The sequence below is a fragment of the Agromyces cerinus genome (assembly GCF_016907835.1).
In the GTDB taxonomy this organism is placed as follows: domain Bacteria; phylum Actinomycetota; class Actinomycetes; order Actinomycetales; family Microbacteriaceae; genus Agromyces; species Agromyces nitratus.
The window spans coordinates 1,033,042-1,056,487 of the sequence record NZ_JAFBCT010000001.1 but is presented as its reverse complement, the minus strand read 5'-3'; the positions used below and the strand labels follow the sequence as shown (position 1 = coordinate 1,056,487).

Below are 23,446 nucleotides of genomic sequence, written 5' to 3'. Positions count from 1 at the left end.
CTCACCACGGCAGCGGGAGGAGCAGGGCGGGCTCGCCGTCGGCGACGGGCGAGACGAGCAGGCCGTCGGCGTCGGCGAGGCCCCGCAGCATCGCGGAGCCCGCCCAGGGGCTCACCACCGCGCGAGCGCCCTGCCAGGTGAACGGCGTGATGCGGCGTTGCCGCCCGGTGGCCGTCACGTCGTGGGCGTGCACCCTGTCGAGTGGGGCGAGCGGGCGCCCCGACGCCCCGTCGAGCCAGGGCGGGAAGAAGCTGAGCAGGCACGCGAACGCGGCGAGCGGGTTGCCCGGCAGGCCGAGCACCGGCACTCCCGCGCTCGTGCGGGCGAACAGCACGGGGTGGCCGGGGCGCATCGCAACCCCGGCGAAGTCGATCGTGCCGCCCTCGGCGACGATCGCGCGGCGCAGCAGGTCGCCGTGGCCGCCCGCGGTGCCGCCCGTCGTGACGAGGACATCGGCGTGCGTCTCGGCGAGGAGCTCGGTGAACGGGTCGAGCCGGTCGCGGATGCGCCGGGTCGACGCCGCCGCGCCGAGCCGTTCGAACAGCGCGGGCAACGAGGGCCCGAAGGCGTCGCGCACCGCCCCGGGCGCCGGCCGGCCCGCTCCGACCAGCTCGTCGCCCGTGACGATCAGCTCGACGCGTGGAACCGCGAGCACGTCGAGCGCGTCGTGGCCGGCTGCAGCGGCGAGGGCGAGTCGTGGCGGGGTCATCCTGGCGCCGGGTCGGATGAGCGGCTCGCCGCGGCGCAGTTCTTCGCCGCGACGGCGGATGTCGCGCCCCGCGAGCGGTGCCGGAGCGATGGGTCGGAGCCACTCGGGGTCGTCAGGGAGGAGGCCCCCGTGCTCGGCCCGCAGCACCCCGACCGTGCCGGGCGGCACGGCTGCCCCGGTCGTGACGACGCGGGCCCTGCCCGCCAGCAGCCGGTGCGCCGGTGGGGCGCCCATCGTCACCGTGCCGTCCAGCTGCCACGGGCCGTCGCCCGCGACCGCCCAGCCGTCCATCGCGCTCACGTCGACGGAGGGCAGGTCGACGAGCGCGTGCACGGCGGCTGCGAGCGTTCGGCTGTCGGCCCGGTCGATCGGCACCGACACGGAGCGAAGCGGCCGAGCGGCGCCCGCCTGCCGGATGAAGGCCCTCGCCGAGTCCCACGACATCGAGGTCACGGCGCGTCCTCGGCGAGCCGGCGCTCGACGGCGACGACGACGACGTCGAGCGGGATGCCCCGGGCTGCGGCGTAGCCGGCGAGGTAGGTCGTCAACGGCGCGGCCGGGCGGGCGACGCCGTGCGCCGCGATGCGGGCGAGATCGAGCACCGCCGCGACATCGGGCAGGGTGTCGAGCCCGAGTTCGGCCACGAGCTCCCGCGACCAGCTCTCGACGTCACGCGACGCGGACACGGCGCACCTCCCCTGTCGGCAGGGCGATGCCGTGCCGTTCGGCGTCGGCAGGCGTGTCGACGTCGGCGCACCAGCTCCCGCGAAGCGCGACACCTCGCAGGTGCAGCTGCGCGAGCACTGCACCCATCGACGCGCCCCTGCCGCCTGCACGCTGAGCGTCTTGCGTCGACGCGAGCACGTCGACGACCGCGGCGCGGAGCGCCGCCGTCCGATAGACGGCGAGCAGGGGCTGCGAGAAACCGTCGGGATCCACCCCGACCACGCCGTCGACCGTGTGGGCGACGCGGGCGAGCAGGAGCGCCACCGCCGGTGCCGCGCCGACCAGGTCGCCCGCGAGCACGACCGTGAAGGGCTGCGGACGGTCGGCGAGCCCCTCGAGTCCCGCCGCGATCGCCGCGACCGGGCCGCTCCAGGGCGGATCTTCGGCGGCGACGCGGATGCGCCGCTCGGCGAGCACCCATCGGGGCGCCGGCGCACTCGACACGTACGCGACCGCGCGGGCGCCGCTCACCGCGCCGACGGCACGTGCCGCAAGGCTCGTGCCCTCGATCGTGAGCGCCGTCTTGTCGATGCCGCCGAGCCGTGCGGCCCGGCCGCCGGCCAGGACGATCGCGTCGTACGCGCCGATGCCGGGAGCCCCGGCAGCCGTGGTCACGCCCGCTCCAGGCGCGCCCCGGCGATGTCGCGATACCGGTCGAGCACGAGGTCGACGAGCAGGCCGGGGGCCGCTTCGTCGGGCAGCAGCAGGGGGGACGCGATCGCGTCGGCGCCGGCGGATGCCGCGGCGTCGTAGAAGGTGCCCGGCGCCAGCAGGTAGCTGCCGACGACCACCCGCACCCCCGGGTGCACCTCGCGGATCATCTCGATGGCGTCGTGCAGCCGCGGAATCGCCGCGGCGATGAACCCGACCGTCACCGATCGGCCGAGACGGTGCCCGAGCCGGCGCGCCGTCTCGAAGCACTCGCGCACCGCGCGTGGATCGTTGGAGCCCGCCGCCGCGAGCACCACGGCGTCGGTGTCGGAGAGCCGGAGCCGGCCCAGTCGCTCGGCGAGCACCTCGACGATGCGATCGTCGGGGCCGAGCTCCGCCGCGAGTCGCGTGCCCGCGAGGGCACCGGCGTCGGAGCCTCGCCCGTCGAGCCCGAGCGAGAGCCCGGTGCGCACGTGGAATCCCGCGGAGAGCACGAGCGGCACGATGACGGCGCCGTCGTCGTCGGGGCCGAGCGCCGCCGCGACATCAGACCGGCTGGCGTCGACGAAGCTGATGGAGACGTCGAGGTCCGGTCGCGCCGAGGCCACGCCGTCGACGAGGCGGATCACCGCCTCGCGGTTGGCGCTCGACGGCGCCCCGTGGGTGACCGCGACGAGTCTGAGCGGATGCGCTTCGACGTGTTCCGCCGGGGCGCCGGCACCTCTCGACCCGACCATGTGCTGACCCGCGCTCTCCGGCGGGAACCGTTCCCACCCGCCGATTCGACGCTAGGGAGGGCGTGTTTCACGCACCGCACCCGTGTGTTTCGGGCAGGTGAAGAACGGCTCACGCCGGATGGCCCCGGCGAGCCGCGGTGCTGCTACTCGCCGAGCAGTTCGGGGCGGACGCGCCGCGTGCGCTCGATCTGCTGCTCGCGGCGCCACGCGGCGATGGCCCCGTGATTGCCCGACAGCAGCACCGGCGGCACGTCGAGCCCGCGCCACGACGAGGGCTTCGTGTAGCTCGGGTATTCGAGCAGGCCGTCTTCGTGCGACTCCTCGACGAGGCTCTCGGGGTTGCCGACGACGCCCGGCACGAGGCGGCCGGCGGCCTCGATCATCGCCATCACGGCGACCTCGCCGCCGTTCAGCACGTAGTCGCCGAGGCTGATGAGCCGCACGCGCATGCGGGTCGCGTAGTGGTCGACGACGCGCTGGTCGATGCCCTCGTAGCGGCCGCAGGCGAACACCAGGTGCTGCTCTGCGGCGAGCTCGCGCGCGATCTGCTGGGTGAACGGCTCGCCGGCGGGCGACGGCACGATGAGCAGGGCATCGGATGCCCCGTCGCCCACGATGCCGTCGATCGCCTCGCCCCATGGCTCGGGCTTCATGACCATGCCGGCGCCGCCCCCGTAGGGGGTGTCGTCGACCGTGCGATGGCGGTCGTGGGTGGCGTCGCGCAGGTCGTGCGCCGTCACCTCGATGAGGCCCGTCTGCCGCGCCTTGCCGAGCAGTGACAGGTCGAGCACCGAGAAAAACTCGGGGAAGATCGTGACGATGTCGACGCGCATCGGCGGACTACTCGTCGCGATCGGCCTCGGCGGGCGCCGCGGCATCCGTCTCGGCGGTCTCGACGGGGGTGACTGCCGGAGCCGTCTCGACGGCCGGCTCGGCCTCGGGAAGCTCTTCGAAGAGCCCCGGGGGCGGCGTCACGGTGACCGTGCCCGCCGCGAGATCGACCTCGGGCACGATGGCCGCGACGAACGGCACCATGACCTCGCCGCTGCCGGTCTTGACGATCAGCAGGTCCTGTGCGGGGAAGTGCTCGACGTGCGAGACCTCGCCCACCCGCTCGCCGTCGCGAATGACCGCGAGGCCGATGAGCTGGTGGTCGTACCAGGCGTCGTCTTCCTGAGCCTCTTCTTCGACGTGGGAGACCCAGAGGATCGCCTTCGCGAGGCCCTCGGCCTCGGTGCGGTCGTCGACGCCCTCGAAGAACCCGACGGCGTGCCCGTTGTACCAGCGGAGCTCGCGGAGCTTCAGGCTCTTGCCGTGCCACGGCGAATCGCCGGGAACCTGCAGCGAGAACTCCGCCCCCGGCACGAATCGCCGGTCGGGGTCGTCGGTGTAGAGCTCGATCTTGATGGCGCCCTTCAGGCCGTGCGCCTTCAGCAGGCGCCCGACCCGGAGCTGTGTTCCTGAGGTGTCGGCCACGTCAGTCGTCGGTGTCGACGACGTCGACGCGAACGCGGCGGCCGTCGGCGAGAGCGGTGACGAGCGTGCGGAGCGCCTTCGCGGTGCGGCCGGCACGGCCGATCACGCGACCGAGGTCCTCGGGGTTCACATGAACCTCGAGGACCTCGCCACGTGCGCTCGACGCGGAGACGACCTTCACTTCGTCAGGGTGATCGACGATCCCCTTGACGAGGTGTTCGAGCGCGGACTGGAGCAAGGCTTTACGCCTCGTCCGTCGCGGTCTCGGCGGGTGCCTCTTCGACCTTGGCCGCAGGCTTCTCGGCCTTGGGCTTCAGCACCGGCTTCTTCTTCTCGTCGGCGACGAAGGCGGCCTTCGGCTCCGCGACCTGAACGGTCGAGACGGCGTTCTTGTCGCCCTTGAACTTGCCCCAGTCGCCCGTGAGCTTGAGGATCGCCGCGACCTGCTCGGTCGGCTGCGCGCCGACGGAGAGCCAGTACTGCGCGCGGTCGGAGTCGACCTCGATGAAGGACGGGTTCTGGGTGGGGTGGTACTTGCCGATCTCCTCGATCACGCGACCGTCGCGCTTGGTGCGCGAGTCGGCGACGACGATGCGGTAGTACGGCGCACGGATCTTGCCGAGACGCTTGAGACGAATCTTGACAGCCACAATTCTCCTGAAATGTTGTGAGTTGGCGAACTGACAGCCGTGAGCGTGGGGTGCACACTCGGCGGAAGCTCAAAGGGGTTCTGCGCGCCTGATAGAGGGTCGGGCGATACAGAACTCGACTGATCATTCTTGCAGATTCCGCGCCGAAACGAGAATCGGACCATGCCGCGCGTCCCGAAGCCTGCATCGGGACGCGCGGCACGCGGGAATCAGCGACCGGAGACGACCTCGGGGGCAGATGCGTTCCGTTCGCCCGAACGCGCCGCCGCCAGCCAGGCCTCGAGGCCGGCAGCGTCGATCGGGAGTCCGCTGGAGAGCACGTCGTGGCCCGTCGACGTCACCACGAGGTCGTCCTCGATGCGCACGCCGAGGCCGCGGAGCTCGGGCGGCACCGTCTCGTCGAACGCGTGGAAGTAGAGCCCGGGTTCGACCGTGAGCACCATGCCCGGCTGCATCACGGCCCCCTGGTAGGCGGCGTAGCTCGAGCCCGCGCAGTCGTGCACGTCGATGCCGAGGTGGTGCCCCACGCCGCACACGAGGTAGCGGCGGTGCTGCTGCCCGTCGGGGGCGAGCGCCTCGTCGACCGAGACCGGCAGCATCCCCCAGTCGTGCAGGCCCCGAGCGATGACCTCCATGCTCGCGACGTGGAAGTCGGACCACTGGCGGCCCGGCCCGACGGCCGCCAGCCCGGCACGGTGCGAGGCCTCGACGAGGTCGTGCACGGCGCGCTGCGCCGAGGTGAACGTGCCGCCGGCCGGGATGGTGCGCGTGACGTCGGCCGTGTAGCCCGACCGTCGCTCGACGCCGACGTCGAGCAGCAGCAGCTCTGCAGGACTGATCTCGCCGTCGGCGCGCACCCAGTGCAGGATCGGCGCGTGGGCGCCGGAGCCGACGATCGACGCGTAGCCCGGGCCGTTGCCGACCGTGCGCGCGTAGCGGTCGAAGGTGCCCTGCAGCCAGCGCTCGCCGCCCCACTCGATGGCCGAGGAGAGCTCGCGCGCCATCGCGGCGAACCCTTGCTCGGTCGAGGCGACCGCGGCCGCGAGCTCAGCGAGCTCCCACTCGTCCTTGATCATGCGGAGCTCCGCGAGCACGCGCTTGAGGTCGGCCGAGCGGGGGTTCGCGGCGAGCGCGGCGGCCGCCGGCCCGACCGGCGTCGGCGCACCGGCGACGAGGGTGTCGCGGCTCAGCGCGAGCTCCTCGATGCGGCGCGTGCGCACGTCGAGCGCCTCGGCGTACTCGGCGAGGCCGGGCATCGGCCCGACCCAGAGCTCGCCCCGGAGCGGGTCGGCGTGGAAGCCGTCGTCGCCGGGCCGGAAGGGCGCGGGCAGGTAGAGCGTGGCGTCGTGGCCGCCGGGCACCGACTCGATCACGAGCACCGCGTCCTCGATGCCGCAGCCGAGGAGCCAGAGGAAGTCGCTGTCGGCGCGGAACTCGAAGCTCGTGTCATTGGCGCGCACGGGTGCCCGACCGGCCGAGACGGCGATGGTGCGGCCGGGCAGCGCCTCGGCGAGCCGGGCGCGGTGGTGGTGCGCGGCGAGCGCGGCACCCGACGGGATCACCGGCGTGCGCACGGGCGTGCCCCAGCCGCTCCGCATGGACTCGTTGAACCCCGGCGACTGCGTGAGTCGCGGCATCCGCGGGTCCCGCTCGGCCGGAGCCGGCATGGAGGATGCCGCTCCCCCGCCGCGCTCGCCCTGATGCGCGTGGGTGTGGGCGTGGGTCTGTTCGGTCATTCCGGGTCCTTTCAGGTGCGCGGTCACGCGCGCGGAGCGTGGGCCGAGCCGGCGACGCGCCGGTCGAGGGCGTCGAACAGTCGTCCGGCGACCTTCCCGGTGTGCAGTCCGTCGTGCTCGAACTCGTTGGTGGTCCAGGCTTCGAGGCCGCCGACCCGCTCGACGGTGTCGAGCGAGAACGCGGCGTCGACGTACATGTCGTCGAGGTAGACGACCGCCTCGACGGGCACGGCGTTCGCCGCGAGTCGCGCCCGGTCGTACAGCTCGATCGGGCGATCGGTCTCGGCGAGCCGCTCGACGCCCGCGCGGAAGCCGCGGAGTGCCCGCACCTCCTCGAACATCCATGGGAAGACCATCTCGCCGGTGAAGAGCAGCGGCCGGGCGTCGGGGTCGAAGTCGGGATTGCCGGCCCGGGCCCGTTCGGCCGCCCAGGCGGTGGGGCCGGGCCCGTAGATGCTCTCCTGCAGGGCGATGAAGAGCGGATTGCGATCGAACGCGGTGAGGGCGCCGACGGTCGACAGGAACGTCTCGCCGATGACGGTCTCGCCGGCGTCGGCGAACGCCTCGTCGAACACCCAGTGCACCCGGTCGAAGCCCGGGGCCATGCCGAAGTCGAAGCCGAGCGTCTGCAAGCGGCGCACGGTGAGCCGGTCGCCGTCGGGCAGGCGCACGTCGCCGGCGTCGAGCAGGTCGGCGACCCGCGCGATGCGCTCGGTCAGATGCGGCAGCCGCTCGGCGAACCGGCGGTTCTTCGCCCGCACGCGCGGGAAGGTACGGGCGTAGACGTCGTCGGCCGACGGATCGAGGCTCGGCAGTCCCCCGGTGATCGCCGAGGCGACGATCGCCTCGGGCGCGACCGAGAGGTAGTGCAGCGTCAGGAAGCCGCCGTAGCTCTGCCCGAGCGTCCACCACGGCCGGCCGCCGTAGTGGGCACGCCGGAGCGCCTCGAGGTCGCGCACGATGGAGTCGGCACGGTGCAGGGCGAGGATCTTCGCCGATTCGTCGGCGCTGAGCCCCTCGAGCTGCCGCCCCTCGAGCGGGGTCGAGCGGCCGGTGCCCCGCTGGTCGGGCAGCACCACCCGGAACCGGGCGAGCGCCTCGTCGAGGAACCCGTCGCGGCCGAGCGGTCGCGGCGACTTGCCGCCGGGCCCGCCCTGCAGGTAGACGAGCACCGGCAGGTCCTCATCGCGGCGGGCTGCGTCGACGAGTTCGCGCGCGAACACGCGGATGGTCGGCCCGTCGGGTTCGGCCCAGTCGAGCGGCACGTCGAGCCACAGCTCGCGGGCGGCGACATCCTTCCCGATGGGATACCAGTCGGCGCTCATCGGGTGGCCGTCCGCACCCGAGAGTCGAGCAGCGCGTACGTCGTGTCGACGACGAGGTTGGAGACGACGACGAAGACGCCGCCGAGCAGTACGATCGCGATCACCACGGGTCTATCCTGCATGGCGACCGCGGTCACCGCGAGGCTGCCGACGCCGAGCAGGCCGAAGACCTGCTCGATCACGATGACGCCGCCGAGCATGAGCCCGATGTCGATGCCGAGCTGGGTCACGAGCGGCGGCATGGCGCTGCGGAACGCGTGCACGTACGTGACCCGACGCTCGTCCACGCCCTTGGCCCGCGCGGTGCGGATGTAGTCCTGGCCGAGCACCTCGAGCATCTGCCCGCGCGTGAGCCGCGCGTACACGGCCGCCACGACGAGCGCGAGCGTCAGCCAGGGCAGCAGCAGGTGCCAGGCCCACTGCAGGGGGCTCTCCGTGAACGGCACGTAGCCGCTCGGCGGGAAGAGCATGAACCCGAGCTTCGTCGGCACGAAGTAGAGCAGGTACAGCGCGAGCATGCCGAGCACGAAGGTCGGGAAGCTGATGCCGACGATCGCGAACCCCTGCCCGAGGCGGTCGCGCGCCGAGCCCGGATGCTTCGCCGAGACGATGCCGATGGGGATGCCGATCGCGAGCCAGAACACCATGCCGCCGAAGACGAGCGACATCGTCACCGGGATGCGGGAGACCACGAGTTCGGAGACGGGCATGCTCGAGCGGTACGAGTAGCCGAGGTCGCCGTGCAGCAGGTTGCCGATGAAGGTCACGTACTGCTCGGTGATCGGGCGGTCGAGCCCCAGGTTCGTGCGGATCTGCGCCATGAGCTCCTCGGTCGCCTTGTCGCCCGCGATGATGCGGGCCGGGTCCGACGGCGAGACGTAGAAGAGCATGAACACGAAGACGCTGAGGAGGAACAGCACGAGCACGCCGAACGCGATGCGGGAGAGGATGAACCGGGTCATGCGCGCTTGCCCTTCGAGACGGCGGCGGGATCGAGTGCGTCGCGAAGGCCGTCGCCGAGCAGGTTGAACGCGAGGGTCAGGGCGAGCAGGGCGCCGCCGGGCACGACGACCATCCACCACGCCACGAGGTAGAGCGACCCGTTCGCGGCATCCGCCAGCATGTTGCCCCAGCTGGGGGTCGGCGGCACGATGCCGAGTCCGAGGAACGAGAGCGTCGCCTCGAACACGATCGCCGCCGGGATCATGAGGGTCGTGTAGACGATGATCGGCACGACCAGGTTGGGCAGGATGTCGCGGAACATGATCGACGTGCGCGAGGCGCCGAGCGAACGGGCCGCCTCGACGAACTCGCGGTGACGGAGCGCCAGCACCTGACCGCGGATGACTCGGGCGAGGCCGGTCCAGCTGAAGAACACGATCACGGCGATCGACAGGCTGAGGCTCGGGCCGAGCACCGAAACGAGCGCGATCGCGCAGAGCAGGAACGGCACGCTCATCACGAGGTCCATCGTGCGGCTGAGCACCGTGTCGACGACCCCGCCCGAGAACCCGGCGATCGTGCCGATCGCGATGCCGATCACCGACGCCACGATCGAAGCGAGCACGCCGACGAGGAGCGAGACCTGCGCGCCGTAGGCGAGGCGCACGAGCACGTCGCGGCCGAGCTGGTCGGTGCCGAACAGGAACTCGGCGTTCGGGCCCACGGGGATGCCCTCCGGGGTGAGGCCGGTCTCGCGGAACTGCTCGGTCGGGCCGTGACCGGTCCACGCCGCGATGAGCGGGGCGCAGAGCGCGAAGGCGATGATCAGGAGGATGGCGATCATCGAGGCGATGCTCGCGGGGTCGCGGAGGAGCCGGCTGAGCGTGAGCCGGCCGGAGCCCCGCGCCTGCACTTCGGTCGAGGCGCGCGCCGCCGCAGCGGGGGTCTTGGGCATGAGGCTCACGAGGCGACCTCCATGACGATGCGGTCGACGGATGCGCCGGCGGAGCCCGCCATGGGCAGCAGCAGTCGATCGCGCGGCTCCCGCGGGATCTCGGGCGCCGCGGCGGCGAGCAGGCGCCGGGTGAACGGCTGCTGCGGGTCGTTCCAGACCTCGTCGGCGGTGCCGAGCTCGACGATGCGCCCGCCCTCCATCACGGCGATGCGATCGCAGACGTGGCGCACGACGGCGAGGTCGTGCGAGATGAACAGGTAGGTGAGGCCGAGCCGGCGCTGCAGCTCGTCGAGCAGGTTCAGCACCTGAGCCTGGATCGACACGTCGAGCGCCGAGACCGGCTCGTCGAGGATCACGAGCTCGGGGTTCAGCGCGAGCGCCCGGGCGATGCCGATGCGCTGCCGCTGCCCGCCCGAGAACTGCGACGGGAAGCGGTTGTAGTGCTCGGGGTTCAGCCCGACGAGCTCCATGAGCTCCTGCACCTTCGCCTGTCGCTCGGCGCCCTTCGCGAGGCCGTGGATGCGGAACGGGTCGCCGATGATCGAACCGACGCGGCGACGGGGGTTCAGCGAGCCGAACGGGTCCTGGAAGACGAGCTGCACGCGACGCCGGAGGTCGCGCCACTGGGCGCGGTCGAGGTTCGTCGTCGGGGCGCCGTCGAACTCGACGGTGCCGGCCGTCGGCGCGACGAGCCCGGCGATCGCACGCGCGAGGGTGGTCTTGCCGCAGCCGCTCTCGCCGACGAGGCCGAGCGTCTCGCCCCGCCGCACCTCGAGCGAGATGTCGTCGAGCACGACGCGCGGCTCGCCGCGGCGCTGCGGAAAGGTCAGGCGCAGTCCGTCGACCTTCACGATGGGGTCGTCGGGGTTCGCGAGCAGGCTCGGCGGCGGGAGCACCGGCGGCTCCGGCTCGACCGGCGTCGTCTCGAGCCAGCACGCCACCTCGGTGCCGTCGTCGTAGTGACGCACCGGCGGCTTCGAGCCGCAGATCGACATCGCATCCGGGCAGCGGTCGCGGAACGCGCAGCCCTCGGGCGGTGCGAGCAGGCTCGGCGGTCGCCCGCCGATGGGCACGAGCGGCGTGCCCGGCTCCCGGTTGAACGACGATGACCGCAGGAGCCCCGCGGTGTAGGGGTGGGCGGGGCCGCAGAGCACCGCATCGGCGGCCCCGAGTTCCATGCGACGACCGCCGTACATGACCATGACCCGGTCGGCGACGCGCGAGAGCACGCCGAGGTCGTGGCTGATCATGAGCACGGTCGTGCCGAACTCGCTGCGCATCTCGCCGAGCAGGTCGAGGATCTGCGCCTGCACGGTGGAGTCGAGCGCGGTGGTCGGCTCGTCGGCGATGATGAGCGCCGGGCCGAGCGAGAGGCCCATCGCGATCATCACACGCTGTCGCATGCCCCCCGAGAACTGGTGCGGGTAGGCGTCGAAGCGCGCCGCGGCATCCGGAATGCGCACCCGGTCCAGCAGGTCGATCGCGCGCGCCTTCGCCGCTTTCGCACTGACCTTCTCGTGCGCCTGGATCTGCTCGACGATCTGCCAGCCCACCGTGTACTGGGGGTGCAGGCTCGAGAGCGGGTCCTGGAAGATCATGCTGATCTCCCGCCCGCGCACCGAGCGCAGCTGCTCGGGGGCGAGCGAGAGCAGGTCGCGGTCGCGGAACAGCACGGAACCGCTGGTGCGCGCGCCGGGCACGAGGCCCATGATCGACTGCACCATCACGGACTTGCCGGAGCCGGACTCGCCGACGACCCCGAAGAACTCGCCCTCGTTGACGGTGAACGAGACGTGTTGCACCGCATGCACGGTGCCGTCCTCGGTGGGGATGTCGACGGCGAGGTCGCGCACGTCGAGGAGGATCGTCATTGGGGGTCCCTCGATCTGACCCGGCGGCCGGCCGGGACCGGCCGCCGAGTACGTGATTTGCGAATGGTGCGGACGGCTACTTCGTGAGCCAGACGTTCGTCCAGTCGCCGTTCTGGCTCTGGGCGTACGGCTCGAACCCGCCGACGCGGGCCGAGTGGTAGTTCGGCTTCAGTCGGTACGCGATGCTGACGATCGGCGCGTCGGCCATGACGGCCTCGTCGACCTGGTGCCAGAGGTCGGCCGCCTCGTCGGGCGTCGCCGCGGCGAGGGCCTCGGCGGCGAGCTGGTTGGCGGCGTCGCTGTTGAAGTCCACGTAGTTGTAGGTCTGCGGCGTGCCGTCGAAACGGAACTGCGGCTGGAACACGCTGCGCGCGGCACCGCCCTGCCAGTCGGGCGACCAGCCGACGAGCGCGATGTCCCAGGCGCCCGAGCTCGCGTTGTCGGGGTTCGTCATGAAGTTCGCGTAGTAGTCGGTCGGCGGCACGGGCGTCAGCTCGACGGTGATGCCGGCGCGCTCGAGGCTCGCCTGCACGGTCTGGGCGATGTCGGGCTGCGTGCCGACGTTGCGGTACGGCATCTTCAGGGTGAGGCCGTCGGGGTAGCCCGCCGCGGCGAGGAGCTCCTTCGCCTTCTCGGGGTCGCCCTTGCCGCCTTCGGTCGCGTACTCGTCGGACTCCTGGTAGCCGAGGATGCCGGGGCCGAAGATGCCGTTCGTGACGCCGGCGAGGTCGGCGCCGCCCATGGTCTGCACGACGGCCGACTTGTCGACCGCGTACTGCAGCGCCTGGCGCACCTCGAGCTTGGTGAGCGCGCCGCCGTTGTTCGTCGACGCCGTGTTCATCCACATGAACTGGTCGACGCCGCCGTTCTCCATGGTGGAGAACTTCTCGTCGTTCGCGGCCTTGAGCTGCTGGATGTTCGCGGGGCTCGGGGAGAGGTCGAAGAGCAGGTCGGCCGATCCGGCCTGCAGCTGCTGCATCGCGGCGTCGCCCTCGACGCCCATCGTCATCTCGATGCCGTCGACGTAGGCCTTGCGGAGCGGGTCGCTCTCGGGGTCCCATGCGGGGTTGCGCTCGAGCACGAGCTTCGCGTCGGGGGTGTACTCGGCCACCTGGTAGGGACCGGATGACACGAAGCCGCGCCGGTACTCGGGCGAGTCGGGCAGCGCGTCGAGCGCCTCGATGGGTGCCGGGTCGGCCGCGTCGAGCGAGAGCATGAACGGGAAGTCGCTCGCGGGCTCGACGAGGGTGAACTCGATCGTGCGGTCGTCGGGTGTCCGGATGCCCGCGATCTCGTTGCCCTCGATGTAGTCCTTGATCGGGCCGACCTCGGGGGCGACGGCGGCGAAGCCGGTGCAGAACTCGTCCATGCCGGCGATGAGGCCCTGGAAGTAGCCGGCGAGGGCGCCCGAGATGTGCGGGTTGCAGAGACGCTCGATGCCGCGGGCGACGTCGCTCGCGACGATGGGCCGGGCGCCGTCGGGTGCGCCCCAGGTGACGCCGTCGCGGAGGGTCACGGTGTAGGTGAGTCCGTCGGTGCTCGGGGTCGGCACCTCCTCGACGAGGTCGGGCTGGAGCACGATGCGCTCGGCGGCGTCGTCGCTCGCCGCATAGCTCAGCAGCGAGCGCGACACCGAGCGCATCACGCTGTAGGTCGGCACGTACGCGACGAGCTGCGGGTCGAGGTGGTCGACGTCGCCGTTCGCGAGCACCTTGAGGGTGCCGCCGGTCTGCGGTTCGCCGTCGCCCGAGTCGGCGCCGGGCGTGGTCGTGCACGCGGTCAGCATGAGCGCCGTCGAAACGGCGAGCACTGCGGCCGCGCGCAGAGTGGTTCGAGCCATGATTCACCTTTGAGTCATTCGCTGTCCGCAAGTCGGACGACAAGCGGGTCACCGTGCTCGAGCGAGCGCTGCTCGGGGTTCCGGCGCTCGTGGCGGCCGTATCCGGATGGCAGCTCGTCGGATCGAAGCTTCGAGCCGTCGGCGATATGTGACATATTACGCATTACCCGTACGATGTGTCCATGCCCGGCATCTTCGACTCGCTCCGCCTCATCGACGGCCCCGCCATCGCCGAGCGCATCACCATGCGCCAGGCCATCGACGCCCTGCAGCGGGCACTCCGCGACGGGTTCGACCCCGACGCCGACCCCGCGCGGGCGATCGTCGACGTGCGGCACGGCCAGCTCCTGCTCATGCCGTCGGACCTCGGCCCCTACACCGGTCAGAAGCTCGCGACCGTGGCCCCGGCGAACCCGGCACGCGGCCTCGAGCGCATCCAGGCGATCTACATCGTGCTCGACGCCGAGACCCTCGCACCGCTCGCCCTGCTCGACGGCACGGAGCTCACGAGCCTGCGCACCCCGGCCGTGTCGGCAGCCGCGGTGGACGTCGTCGCGGCTCAGGATGCCTCGTCGCTCGTCGTCTTCGGCACCGGCCCGCAGGGCGTGCGACACGTCGAGGCCATGCAGGCCATCCGCCCCGTCGAACGGGTGCGGTTCGTCGGCCGCGACCGGGCGAAGGCCGAGCACGCAGCGAGCCTCGTCGGCGCGAGCGGTCTCGACGTGGCCGTCGGCACGGCAGCGGATGTCGTGGAGGCCGACCTCGTCGTCTGCGCCACCACCGCCCGCGAGCCGCTCTTCGACGCCGCACTCGTGCGTGACCACGCCGCGATCGTCGCCGTCGGCTCGCACGAACCCGACGCCCGCGAACTGCCGGGCGAGCTCCTCGGGCGCGCCCGCGTGATCGTCGAGTCGCAGCGGGTGGCGCTCGCCGAGGCCGGCGACGTCATCCTCGCCATCGCCGAGGGCCACCTCTCCCCCGACGCACTGACCCCCATGGCGCAGCTGTTCGGCGACGACGGCCCCGAGGCATCCGCTCGGCCCGTCGTGATCAAGACCTGCGGCATGGGCTGGCAGGACCTCGCCGTCGCACAACTCGCACTGACGAACGAACGGAACGCATGATGCACTGGAAGACCGAAGACTGGCACACCGCGGGCGAACCGTTCCGCATCGTGCTCGACGTCCCGACCTCGGGCGACACCGTCGCCGCCCGCCGGGTCGAGGCCATGACCGGCGAGGCCGACGCCGTGCGCCGGTTCCTCTGCCTCGAGCCGCGCGGGCACGACGACATGTACGGCGGCTTCATCACCCCGCCCGACGACGACGGCGCCGACTTCGGCGTGCTGTTCTGGCACAAGGACGGCTTCTCGACCGCGTGCGGGCACGGCACCATGGCGCTCGGCGCCTGGGCGGTGCACACGGGCCGGGTCGCCGCACCCGACGACGGCGAGGCGATCGTCACGATCGACGTGCCGAGCGGGCGGGTGCAGGCGCGCGTGCAGCGCAGCGGCGGCGTCACGACGGGTGTCGTGTTCCGGAACGTGTCATCGCGCGTGCTGGCGACCGGGATTCCGCTCTCGACCAGTCGGGGCGACGTCGTCGTCGACCTCGTCTTCGGCGGCGCGGTCTACGCGACCCTGCCGGCAGCCTCCCTCGGTCTCACCGTGACGCCCGCCGACACCACCGAGCTCATCCGCCTCGGTCGCGAGATCAAGTGGGCGCTGAACGACCACCCGGCAGCACAGGTCGCCGACGACCGCCTGTCGGGTGTGTACGGCACGATCCTCGTCGACGACCTGGGCCGCACCGCCGACGGCCCGTGGCAGCGCAACGTCACCGTCTTCGCCGACGGCGAGGTCGACCGCAGCCCGTGCGGCTCGGGCACTGCCTCTCGCGTGGCGCTGCTCGCGCACACGGGCGAGCTCGCCGACGGCGAGGTGCTCACCCACGACTCGATCATCGGCACGCGCTTCCTCGCACGGGTGGCCGAGCGCACGGATGGCGCCGTGGTGCCCGAAGTCACCGGCCAGGCGTACCGTGTGGGCACGTGCGAGTTCGAGCTCGACCCGGCCGACCCGCTCGCCGAGGGCTTCAGCCTGCGCTGACGGCCGCAGAACCACGAGGGTCAGCCGCACAACGTCGAGAAGGAGAACGAAGATGGAATCGGCATCGCTGAGGATCACCGGCGCCCATGTCTGGGATCGAACAGTGCAGGGCTTCGTCGACCGCGATCTCTGCATCGTCGACGGAATCGTCACCGAGCGAGCGGATGCCTCGGCCGAGGTGCTCGACGCCGCCGGCGGATGGATCGTCCCCGGACTGATCGACGCGCACTTCCACGCCTACGCCACGAGCATGGACGGGTTCGAGAACGAGCGGGGGCCGCTGAGCTACGCCGCGATCAACGGTGCCCGTCGCCTCGGCAGCGCCCTGCGGCGCGGGTTCACCACCGTTCGGGATGTGGCCGGAGGCGACATCGGGCTGGCCCGCGCCGTCGAGACCGATCTCTTCCGGTCGCCGCGCTATCACTTCACGGGGCCAGCGCTCAGCCAGACCGGCGGGCACGGCGATCCTCGCTCCGCACACGTCGACATCTGCTTCACCGAGGGCCACATGTGCGAGGTGGTCGACGGGGTCGACGAGCTGCGCCTGGCGGTGCGCCGCCGCCTGCGCACCGGCGCCCATGCCATCAAGGTGATGACCTCGGGCGGGGTGTTCTCCCTCACCGATCCCATCCGGATTCCGCAGTACTCCCCCGACGAGCTGCGCGCGGTCGTCGAGGAGGCCGAGCGCCGCGGCACCTACGTCGCCGCTCACGCCTACTCGCCCGAAGCCGTGGTGCATTCCATCGAGAACGGTGTTCGCTCGATCGAGCACGGCAATCTCATCGATTCGCCGACCGCGCGACGCATGGCCGAACTCGGAGCGATCCTGGTTCCGACGCTCGCCGCCTACGACGCCATGGATCGCCGTGGCGCGGAGCTCGGCTTGAACGAGATCTCCCTGGCCAAGAACGCAGAGGTGCTCTCGAAGGGGCAGGAGGCCGTGCAGCTCGCACTGGCCGCGGGCGTGCCGGTCGGCTTCGGCAGCGATCTCATGGGAGACCTCGAGGACGATCAGCTCTGCGGCGTGCGCCTGCAGGTCGAGGCGAGCGGCGCAACCGAGACCCTGCGCTCACTGACCGAGACGAATGCCGCGCTGATCGGCGATCGACGACTCGGCCATCTGGATGCCGGGGCGTACGGCGATGCGGTCGTGCTGGCCGCGAACCCGATCGCGGAGCCTGCCGCGTTGTGGGAGGCCGATGCGCGTCGGCACATCGTGCAGGCCGGCCGTCGCGTGGTCTGAGCAAGGACGCCCCGGCCGGCCGGGACGACGAATGGCCCGGGCGTGTGCGCCCGGGCCATTCGCGTACCCGTCTCGTCAGTGGATGCCAGTGAGGCTTCCCCACTCGCTCGACCGCCCCGCCTCGCTGCGACGCTGCGGAACACCCCATGGGTTGTCGTCGCGCAGCGCGTCGGGCAGCAGGGCCGCCGGCGCGTTCTGGTACGCGACGCCGCGGAGGAACCGCGTGATCGCCGCCGTGCCGACGCTCGTGGCATCGGTGGTCGTGGCCGGGAACGGCCCGCCGTGCTGCATCGCGGCGGTCACGGAGACGCCGGTCGGCCATCCGCCGAAGAGCACGCGACCGCTCGTTTCGGCGAGTGCCTCCACGAGGTCTCCGAGCTCGCCCGCCTCGGCGTCGGTGGCGTGCACGGTCGAGGTCAGGTTGCCGGGGAACAGCTCGCGGTGGAGGTCGGGCAGCGCCGCGGCATCCGAATACCGCACGATCACCGACAGCGGCCCGAACGACTCCTCGAGGAGTGCATCGGGCTGCGCCCGCAGCTGCTCGACCGAGACCTCGACGACCGTGGGCGTCACGAAGCGCTGCCCGTCGTCGTCGACTCGCACCTCGCCCTCGGCGAGCACGGCGACGCCGTCGGCGCCGAGCACGGCGCTGCGGCGCTCTTCGAACGCCCGGCCGATGCCCGGGTTCAGCAGGCGATGCTCGCCGACCGCGGCGGCGGCCTCCGCCAGCTCGCCGAGCTCAGCGCCCGTCGGCACGAAGAGGAAGCCCGGCTTCGTGCAGAGCTGGCCCGCCGACCCGGCGACGGAGGCGAGGAAGCCCTGGAGCAGCTCGGGTTCGGCGACGACGGCACCCGGCGTCGCGTAGACGGGGTTCACGCTGCCGAGCTCACCGTAGAACGGGATCGGCCGCGGACGGGTCGCTGCGATGTCGGCGAGCAGCCGGCCGACGTGCGTCGAGCCGGTGAAGGCGCCCGCACGGATGCGGTCGTCCTTCAGCAGGGCGACGCCGTTCTGCTGCCCCTCGATGAGCTGGAAGACGCCGTCGGGCATGCCCGCACCGGCGAGCGCCTCGATGACGACCTCCGCGGTGCGGCGCGAGAGCTCGAGATGCCCCGAGTGCGCCTTCACGACGACGGGGCATCCTGCCGCGAGCGCCGCGGCCGAGTCGCCGCCCGCGACCGAGAACGCGAACGGGAAGTTCGACGCCGCGAAGTTCAGCACGGGGCCGACCGGCTCGAGCACGCGGCGCACGTCGGGACGCGGACCGATGACGTACTCGGGGTCGGCCGCGTCGATGCGGGCGTCGAGGTAGGCGCCGTCGACGATCGCCTCGGCGAAGAGCCTGAGCTGGTTCGAGGTGCGGCGCACCTCGCCGATGAGACGCGGCGCGGTGAGGCCGGTCTCGCGCATCGCGATCGCGATGAGCTCGGCGGCGTTGCGGTCGAGAGCGTCGGCCACGGCGACCAGTGCCGCGGCTCGGGCGCGCGGTTCGGTCGCGGCGAAGGCGCGCGCGACGGCGGCGGCCCGTTCGGCGACGCGGTCGAGGTCGGGTTCGGTTGAGGTCGTCATGGGTCGATCCGCTCTGTGCTGGGGGTCGGTCTGGGGGGTCAGAAGACGAACCCCTCGGGGAACGGGTCGTCGTCGTCGAGGAAGTATTGGCCGAGCCCGGTCACCCACGCCCGCCCGGTGATGGTGGGCACCACCGCGGGCACGCCGCCGACGGTCGTCTCCCGCAGCAGCCGCCCGGTGAACTCGGTGCCGATGAACGACTCGTTCACGAAGTCGGTGTCGAGGGCGAGTTCGCCGCGGGCGTGCAGCTCGGCCATGCGCGCCGACGTGCCGGTGCCGCACGGCGAGCGATCGAACCAGCCCGGATGGATCGCCATCGCGTGCCGCGACCGCACGGCGTCGGAGCCGGGCGCGATGAACTCGACGTGATGCACGTGGTTCGCGCCGTCGAGCTCAGGATGCCGCGGCGGCGCCTGGGTGTTGATCGCCTCCATGATCGCGAGGCCTGCGGCGACGATATCGTCCTTCCGGGTGCGATCGAACGGCAGGCCGACGTCGTCGAGATCCACGAGCGCGTAGAAGTTGCCGCCGAAGGCGACGGAGTAGGGCACGGCGCCGTAGCCCGGCACCTCGATCGAGGCATCCAATCGCTCGACGAAGCTCGGCACGTTCTCGATCGTGACGTGCACGGCGTGGCCGCCCTCGACCGCGACACGGGCGATGACGAGCCCCGCGGGCACGTCGAGCCGGATCTCGGTCACGGGTTCGACGACCTCGACCATGCCCGTCTCGACGAGCACCGTCGCGACGCCGATTGTGCCGTGGCCGCACATCGGCAGGAACCCGCTCGCCTCGATGAACACGACACCCCAGTCGGCGTCATCGCGCGCAGGCGGCTGCAGGAACGCGCCCGACATCGAGGCGTGGCCGCGCGGCTCGTTCATGAGGAGGCCGCGCAGCCCGTCGAGGTGCTCCATGGCGTAGAGGCGCCGGTCGTTCATGGTGGCGCCGGGGATCCGGCCGACGCCGCCGGTGACGACACGCGTCGGCATGCCCTCGGTGTGCGAGTCGACGGCCGAGACGACCCGGCGCCCCCGCATCAGCGGGCCGCCAGGGCGGCGAGCGCCCGCTCGGTGTCGACCGTGACCTGGGCGCGCTGCTCGTCGCTCAGCGGTCCGCGCGGCGGACGGGTCGGCCCGCCGTAGGAGTTGCCGCAGATGTCCATCGAGAGCTTGATCGCCTGCACGAACTCGGTGCGCGAGTCCCAGCGGAAGACGGCCACGAGCTGCGTGTAGAGCTCGCGCGCCTCGTGCCACTTGCCCTCGACGAGCAGGTTGTAGAGCTCGACGGCCTCCTTCGGGAAGGCGTTCGGGTAGCCGGCGAACCAACCGACGGCACCGTTCACCATGAGCTCGAACAGCACGTCGTCGGCGCCCGCGATGATGTCGATGTCGCAGAGTTCCTTGATCTCGTAGACCCGGCGCACGTCGCCCGAGAACTCCTTGATCGCGACGACCTCGGGAATCTCGGCGAGCTTCGCCACGAGTGACGGCACGAGGTCGACCTTGGTGTCGAAGGGGTTGTTGTACGCCATGATCGGCAGCCCGACCTTGGCCACCTCCTCGTAGTGCGCGATGACCTCGCCCTCGTTGGCGCGGTAGAGCGTGGGCGGCAGCAGCAGCACGCCATCGGCGCCGTCTTCGCGGGCCCATTCGGCCCACTTGCGGGCCTGGTGGCTGCCGACGCCGTGCGCGCCGGCGATGACGATGCCGCGTCCGTCGACGGCCTCGACGGCGACCTGGATCACCTTGCGCCGCTCCTCGTCGGTGAGCGATGAATACTCGCCGAGCGAGCCGTTGGGGCCGACGCCGCGGCATCCGTTGCTCATCAGGAAGTCGACGTGCTCGGCGAACTTGTCGTAGTCCACCGCGAGCCCGGCGGGCGCCGAGTCGTCTTCGGTGAAGGCGAGCGTCGTGGCGACGACGACGCCGCCGAGGTCCATGGTGCTGGTCATCTGATCTTCCGTTCTCTGGTCCGTTGTTCGCGGATCGGTAGTATGTGACATATTACTACTGTGGTTCGGCGGCGGCAACTGCCGATTCGCCACGGCCGGCGGTCGAGATCGCGGTCTCGACGGCGACCGCGCCGCTGTCGCTCCCCCGCCCGACCGCCGCCACCTCGCCGAGCCGCACCGGCGCGAGCACCGGTCGGCGGTCGAACCCCTCGGGCGCACCGCCGGCCGCGGCCACGACCGCCTCGACCGCCCGGCCGCACGTGCGCCCCTGGCAGGCGCCGAGCCCGGCCCGTGTCGCGAGCTTCATCGCGCGCAGCGGCGCATCGGCCCGGTCGGCGATCGTGCGGCGCGTGACGTTCTCGCAGCGGCACACCACGGTGTCGTCGGCGAGCCACGATGTCCAGCCCGGCCGGATGCCGTGGGCACGCTCGAGTCTCGCCGCGAAGGCGCGCATGCGCCGCCGCACCGCGAGCGGGCCGCGCATGCGGTCATCGTCGAGCGAACCGCCGGCGGCCATGAAGCCCGCCACGGCACCCTCGGCGAGCGCGGCATCCGCACCGCCGATGCCCGTGATCTCCCCGGCTGCGTAGACGCCGGCCGCGCTCGTGCGCTGCGCGTCGTCGACGACGACGAACCGGCCGCGGCGATCCCCCTCGATCGCCGCACCGAGGGCGATCGCCACCTCGAGGCGCGGCGTGAAGCCGTGCCCGAGCGCCACGGAGTCGCACGCGACCTCGCGCTCGGTGCCGGGAACCGGCCGCCAGTCGGCGTCGAGTGCAGCGATGACGACGCCCTCCACCCGGTCGGTGCCGAGCACCCGCACCACGCCGCTGCCGACCCGGTACGGGATGCGGTGGCGCGCGAGGGCGCCGACGTATTCGACGAGTTCGCCCGCCTTGCCCGCGAGCTGCCACGGCCGCGGCAACCACCCGGCCGCGAGACCGCCGAGGCGCGACGCCTCGTGCACCCCGACGACCTCGGAACCCGCGACGGCGAGCGACTGCGCGACGGGCAGCAGGAACGGACCGGCACCGCTCACGACCGTGCGCCGCCCCACGGTGACGCCGTCGCGCTTCGCGAGCGCCTGGGCGGCGCCGGCGGTGGTGACACCCGGAAGGGTCCAGCCCGGCAGCGGGAGGGCGAGATCGTGCGCGCCGGTCGCGACGACCACGGCGTCGGCTTCGACCTCGAGCGCCGTGCGCCCCGCGGCATCCGCAGGGCCGACGACGGCGCGCAGGCGCAAGGTGCCATCGGATGCCTCGGCCGACCACACGCTCGCACCGTTGTGCACCTCGGCACGGTCGAGCACTCCCCTGAGCCGCTCGAACCGCGCCCAGCCGTGCTGGAGGCGGCGGTCGGTGAGCTGTTCGTGATGCCGCCAGTACTGGCCGCCGAGCCGGCCGCCCTCGTCGAGCAGTGTGACGCGGGCTCCGGCGGCGAGGGCGGCCTGGGCCGCAGCGAGGCCGGCGGGTCCGCCTCCGAGGATCGCGACGCGCCTCGCGCCACGGGCGCCCGCGCCCACGCCCACGCCGATGCCCGTCACGCCCGCACCTCGCGCTCCACACGGTCGCCGTCGACGGCCTCGCGCTGACACGCCCGCACCCCTTCGACGCCGTTCACGGTCACGAGGCAGTCGTGGCAGACGCCGATGCCGCAGAACACGCCGCGATCGCCGGTCTGCGCCGTGCGCCACGCGGTGCGGCCGGCGCCGATGAGCACCCCGGCGATGGTCTGGCCGTCGCGCCCCTCGAGCGGCTCGGCGTCGACGGTGATGCGGATCATGCGGTCTCCTGCAGGCTGGCCCGGCCCGGGAGGAACGGGGTGGGGTCGAGGGCGGTCGGTGCGCCGAGCACGGCGTGCGCGACGAGTTCGGCGGTCGCGGGCGCGAGGCCGATGCCCGCGCCCTCGTGGCCGGTCGCGTGCACGAGCCCGGCGACGTCGGGGTCGGCGCCGATCACGGGCAGGTGGTCGGGCGCGTACGGGCGGAACCCGAAGTAGCTGCGCAGCAGCAGCGTCTGCTCGAGGAAGGGGAACAGGCGCACCGCCTTCGCGGCGATCGCCGCCGCCGGCGCGACACCGGGCCGGTCGTCGAAGCCGACCCGCTCGCGGCTCGAGCCGATCAGGACGGTGCCACCAGGGGTGGATTCGACGACGGTGGAGGTCTGCAGGGCGGCGTCGCCCGAGCCGACCGCGCCGACGTAGTCGCTGTCGTAGACCTTGTGGAAGACGCGCTGCGGCATCGGTGTCGTGACGAGGATCACGCCGCGCCGCGGCCGGATGTCGAGGCGGGCGCCGAGCCGCCTCGCGACCTCGCCGGCCCACGGGCCCGCGCAGTTCACGACGACGTCGGCCTCGATCGGCCCGGCCGTCGTCGCCACGCCGGTGAGGCGACCCGCTCGGCCGAGCGGGCCGGTCACCTCGCCGATCACGAGTCGGGCCCCGCCTCGCACCGCCGTGTCGAGCAGGGCCTGCGTCGCCGTCGACGGCTGGATCTGGGCGTCGTCGGGATAGTGCACGGCGTGCACGACCTCGGGAGACAGGAACGGCTCGGCCGCGGCGAGCGCCGCGACATCCATCGCCTCGGCGCGGATGCCGGTGGCGCGCTGCGCGGCGGCGAACCGCTCGAGCGCCGCCTCACCCTCGCCGAACGCGACGACGATGCCGCCCTTCGCCTCGAACTCGGTCGCCGGCTGGCTCGACGGCCGGTCGGCGTCGAGTCGCTCGGCGAGCACCCGCCACATCGCGTTCGAGGCGACCGCGAGGTCGGCCTCTGCGCCCGGCGCCTTGTCGCTGACGAGCAGGTTGCCCTCGCAGCGACTGGATGTCTCGCCGGCCACGCCGACCCGGTCGATCACGACCACCTCCGCGCCGCCCTCGATGAGCGCGAGCGCACATGCGGCACCCACGACGCCCGAACCGATCACCGCGACGCGCACGATGCACCTCCTCGTCGCC

The 23,446-nt window shown here is 72.3% G+C and carries 22 protein-coding genes and 2 pseudogenes; 3 read left to right on the top strand and 21 right to left on the bottom strand.

Annotation, left to right across the window (positions count from 1 at the left end; translation table 11 throughout):
• Window position 1 precedes the first annotated feature (1 nt).
• The 15 genes and pseudogenes from JOE59_RS04755 to JOE59_RS04690 form a co-directional block, all read right to left on the bottom strand.
• A complete protein-coding gene (locus tag JOE59_RS04755) occupies window positions 2-1,153 on the bottom strand; it encodes a molybdopterin-binding protein (protein WP_239560644.1) in 1,152 nt (383 codons plus the stop codon).
• 5 nt (window positions 1,154-1,158) lie between these two features.
• Window positions 1,159-1,395 carry a DUF6457 domain-containing protein gene (locus tag JOE59_RS04750; protein WP_204459163.1) on the bottom strand — a complete coding sequence of 79 codons (237 nt, stop codon included), beginning with the start codon at window positions 1,393-1,395 and terminating at the stop codon, window positions 1,159-1,161.
• A complete protein-coding gene (gene mobA, locus JOE59_RS04745; protein WP_204459162.1) occupies window positions 1,379-2,050 on the bottom strand; it encodes a molybdenum cofactor guanylyltransferase in 672 nt (223 codons plus the stop codon). The genes JOE59_RS04750 and mobA overlap by 17 nt, the downstream gene beginning before the upstream one ends.
• Window positions 2,047-2,823, bottom strand: a complete 777-nt coding sequence (locus JOE59_RS04740) for a sirohydrochlorin chelatase (protein ID WP_204459161.1) — start codon at window positions 2,821-2,823, stop codon at window positions 2,047-2,049. Before JOE59_RS04740 ends, mobA begins: the two co-directional genes overlap by 4 nt.
• A gap of 143 nt (window positions 2,824-2,966) precedes the next feature.
• Entirely contained in the window at window positions 2,967-3,656 is a 690-nt protein-coding gene (gene trmD, locus JOE59_RS04735; RefSeq protein ID WP_204459160.1) for a tRNA (guanosine(37)-N1)-methyltransferase TrmD, read from the bottom strand.
• A 7-nt stretch (window positions 3,657-3,663) separates the two neighbouring features.
• Window positions 3,664-4,299, bottom strand: coding sequence for a ribosome maturation factor RimM (gene rimM, locus JOE59_RS04730; RefSeq protein ID WP_204459159.1), 636 nt, complete (start codon window positions 4,297-4,299; stop codon window positions 3,664-3,666).
• A gap of 1 nt (window position 4,300) precedes the next feature.
• Window positions 4,301-4,537 (bottom strand): RNA-binding protein, encoded by a 237-nt coding sequence (locus JOE59_RS04725; RefSeq protein ID WP_022891825.1) that lies wholly within the window; start codon window positions 4,535-4,537, stop codon window positions 4,301-4,303.
• Between the two features lie 4 nt (window positions 4,538-4,541).
• Entirely contained in the window at window positions 4,542-4,949 is a 408-nt protein-coding gene (gene rpsP / locus JOE59_RS04720; protein ID WP_056009615.1) for a 30S ribosomal protein S16, read from the bottom strand.
• A 209-nt stretch (window positions 4,950-5,158) separates the two neighbouring features.
• Complete coding sequence (locus JOE59_RS04715) at window positions 5,159-6,685, bottom strand: aminopeptidase P family protein (protein ID WP_307836951.1); 1,527 nt, start codon at window positions 6,683-6,685, stop codon at window positions 5,159-5,161.
• Between the two features lie 23 nt (window positions 6,686-6,708).
• Window positions 6,709-8,010, bottom strand: coding sequence for an alpha/beta fold hydrolase (locus JOE59_RS04710; protein ID WP_204459158.1), 1,302 nt, complete (start codon window positions 8,008-8,010; stop codon window positions 6,709-6,711).
• Window positions 8,007-8,972, bottom strand: a complete 966-nt coding sequence (locus tag JOE59_RS04705; RefSeq protein WP_204459157.1) for an ABC transporter permease — start codon at window positions 8,970-8,972, stop codon at window positions 8,007-8,009. Before JOE59_RS04705 ends, JOE59_RS04710 begins: the two co-directional genes overlap by 4 nt.
• On the bottom strand, window positions 8,969-9,907 hold the full coding sequence (locus JOE59_RS04700) for an ABC transporter permease (RefSeq protein ID WP_204463254.1): 939 nt from the start codon (window positions 9,905-9,907) through the stop codon (window positions 8,969-8,971). Before JOE59_RS04700 ends, JOE59_RS04705 begins: the two co-directional genes overlap by 4 nt.
• A 5-nt stretch (window positions 9,908-9,912) precedes the next feature.
• Window positions 9,913-10,701, bottom strand: a pseudogene (locus JOE59_RS19200) (ABC transporter ATP-binding protein); the annotation flags it as partial.
• A 192-nt stretch (window positions 10,702-10,893) separates the two neighbouring features.
• Window positions 10,894-11,778, bottom strand: a pseudogene (locus JOE59_RS19195) (ABC transporter ATP-binding protein); the annotation flags it as partial.
• Between the two features lie 76 nt (window positions 11,779-11,854).
• Window positions 11,855-13,618 (bottom strand): ABC transporter substrate-binding protein, encoded by a 1,764-nt coding sequence (locus JOE59_RS04690; protein ID WP_204459155.1) that lies wholly within the window; start codon window positions 13,616-13,618, stop codon window positions 11,855-11,857.
• A gap of 182 nt (window positions 13,619-13,800) precedes the next feature.
• Here JOE59_RS04690 and JOE59_RS04685 point away from each other — a divergent pair, with 182 nt between their 5' ends.
• The 3 genes from JOE59_RS04685 to JOE59_RS04675 are packed head-to-tail and all read left to right on the top strand — an operon-like array spanning window position 13,801 to window position 16,968.
• Entirely contained in the window at window positions 13,801-14,742 is a 942-nt protein-coding gene (locus tag JOE59_RS04685) for an ornithine cyclodeaminase family protein (RefSeq protein ID WP_204459154.1), read from the top strand.
• Window positions 14,739-15,725 carry a proline racemase family protein gene (locus JOE59_RS04680; RefSeq protein ID WP_204459153.1) on the top strand — a complete coding sequence of 329 codons (987 nt, stop codon included), beginning with the start codon at window positions 14,739-14,741 and terminating at the stop codon, window positions 15,723-15,725. Before JOE59_RS04685 ends, JOE59_RS04680 begins: the two co-directional genes overlap by 4 nt.
• A gap of 52 nt (window positions 15,726-15,777) precedes the next feature.
• Window positions 15,778-16,968: a metal-dependent hydrolase family protein gene (locus JOE59_RS04675; protein WP_204459152.1), complete on the top strand. Its 1,191-nt coding sequence runs from the start codon at window positions 15,778-15,780 to the stop codon at window positions 16,966-16,968.
• Window positions 16,969-17,043: 75 nt separating this feature from the next.
• Here the strand turns inward: JOE59_RS04675 and JOE59_RS04670 are convergent, their stop codons facing one another.
• Genes JOE59_RS04670 through JOE59_RS04645 form a run of 6 tightly spaced genes read right to left on the bottom strand, consistent with a single transcriptional unit; the run spans window position 17,044 to window position 23,427 of the window.
• A complete protein-coding gene (locus JOE59_RS04670) occupies window positions 17,044-18,537 on the bottom strand; it encodes an aldehyde dehydrogenase (NADP(+)) (protein WP_204459151.1) in 1,494 nt (497 codons plus the stop codon).
• A gap of 38 nt (window positions 18,538-18,575) precedes the next feature.
• Complete coding sequence (locus JOE59_RS04665; RefSeq protein ID WP_204459150.1) at window positions 18,576-19,577, bottom strand: proline racemase family protein; 1,002 nt, start codon at window positions 19,575-19,577, stop codon at window positions 18,576-18,578.
• Window positions 19,577-20,491, bottom strand: a complete 915-nt coding sequence (locus JOE59_RS04660; protein WP_179550468.1) for a dihydrodipicolinate synthase family protein — start codon at window positions 20,489-20,491, stop codon at window positions 19,577-19,579. Before JOE59_RS04660 ends, JOE59_RS04665 begins: the two co-directional genes overlap by 1 nt.
• Window positions 20,492-20,546: 55 nt before the next feature.
• On the bottom strand, window positions 20,547-22,034 hold the full coding sequence (locus tag JOE59_RS04655; RefSeq protein ID WP_204459149.1) for an NAD(P)/FAD-dependent oxidoreductase: 1,488 nt from the start codon (window positions 22,032-22,034) through the stop codon (window positions 20,547-20,549).
• On the bottom strand, window positions 22,031-22,273 hold the full coding sequence (locus JOE59_RS04650; RefSeq protein WP_204459148.1) for a (2Fe-2S)-binding protein: 243 nt from the start codon (window positions 22,271-22,273) through the stop codon (window positions 22,031-22,033). Before JOE59_RS04650 ends, JOE59_RS04655 begins: the two co-directional genes overlap by 4 nt.
• Window positions 22,270-23,427 (bottom strand): NAD(P)/FAD-dependent oxidoreductase, encoded by a 1,158-nt coding sequence (locus JOE59_RS04645; RefSeq protein ID WP_307836950.1) that lies wholly within the window; start codon window positions 23,425-23,427, stop codon window positions 22,270-22,272. Before JOE59_RS04645 ends, JOE59_RS04650 begins: the two co-directional genes overlap by 4 nt.
• Between the last annotated feature and the right edge of the window lie 19 nt (window positions 23,428-23,446).

Excerpts from the sequence above, each read along its gene's own strand:
- JOE59_RS04705 (WP_204459157.1), bottom strand. The coding sequence starts at position 8,972 with ATGACCCGGTTCATCCTCTCCCGCATCGCGTTCGGCGTGCTCGTGCTG.
- JOE59_RS04755 (WP_239560644.1), bottom strand. The coding sequence starts at position 1,153 with ATGTCGTGGGACTCGGCGAGGGCCTTCATCCGGCAGGCGGGCGCCGCT.
- JOE59_RS04685 (WP_204459154.1), top strand. The coding sequence starts at position 13,801 with ATGCCCGGCATCTTCGACTCGCTCCGCCTCATCGACGGCCCCGCCATC.
- trmD (WP_204459160.1), bottom strand. The coding sequence starts at position 3,656 with ATGCGCGTCGACATCGTCACGATCTTCCCCGAGTTTTTCTCGGTGCTC.
- JOE59_RS04680 (WP_204459153.1), top strand. The coding sequence starts at position 14,739 with ATGATGCACTGGAAGACCGAAGACTGGCACACCGCGGGCGAACCGTTC.
- JOE59_RS04700 (WP_204463254.1), bottom strand. The coding sequence starts at position 9,907 with ATGCCCAAGACCCCCGCTGCGGCGGCGCGCGCCTCGACCGAAGTGCAG.
- JOE59_RS04740 (WP_204459161.1), bottom strand. The coding sequence starts at position 2,823 with ATGGTCGGGTCGAGAGGTGCCGGCGCCCCGGCGGAACACGTCGAAGCG.
- JOE59_RS04665 (WP_204459150.1), bottom strand. The coding sequence starts at position 19,577 with ATGCGGGGGCGCCGGGTCGTCTCGGCCGTCGACTCGCACACCGAGGGC.
- JOE59_RS04690 (WP_204459155.1), bottom strand. The coding sequence starts at position 13,618 with ATGGCTCGAACCACTCTGCGCGCGGCCGCAGTGCTCGCCGTTTCGACG.
- JOE59_RS04660 (WP_179550468.1), bottom strand. The coding sequence starts at position 20,491 with ATGACCAGCACCATGGACCTCGGCGGCGTCGTCGTCGCCACGACGCTC.
- JOE59_RS04650 (WP_204459148.1), bottom strand. The coding sequence starts at position 22,273 with ATGATCCGCATCACCGTCGACGCCGAGCCGCTCGAGGGGCGCGACGGC.
- JOE59_RS04710 (WP_204459158.1), bottom strand. The coding sequence starts at position 8,010 with ATGAGCGCCGACTGGTATCCCATCGGGAAGGATGTCGCCGCCCGCGAG.
- JOE59_RS04675 (WP_204459152.1), top strand. The coding sequence starts at position 15,778 with ATGGAATCGGCATCGCTGAGGATCACCGGCGCCCATGTCTGGGATCGA.
- JOE59_RS04715 (WP_307836951.1), bottom strand. The coding sequence starts at position 6,685 with ATGACCGAACAGACCCACGCCCACACCCACGCGCATCAGGGCGAGCGC.
- JOE59_RS04670 (WP_204459151.1), bottom strand. The coding sequence starts at position 18,537 with ATGACGACCTCAACCGAACCCGACCTCGACCGCGTCGCCGAACGGGCC.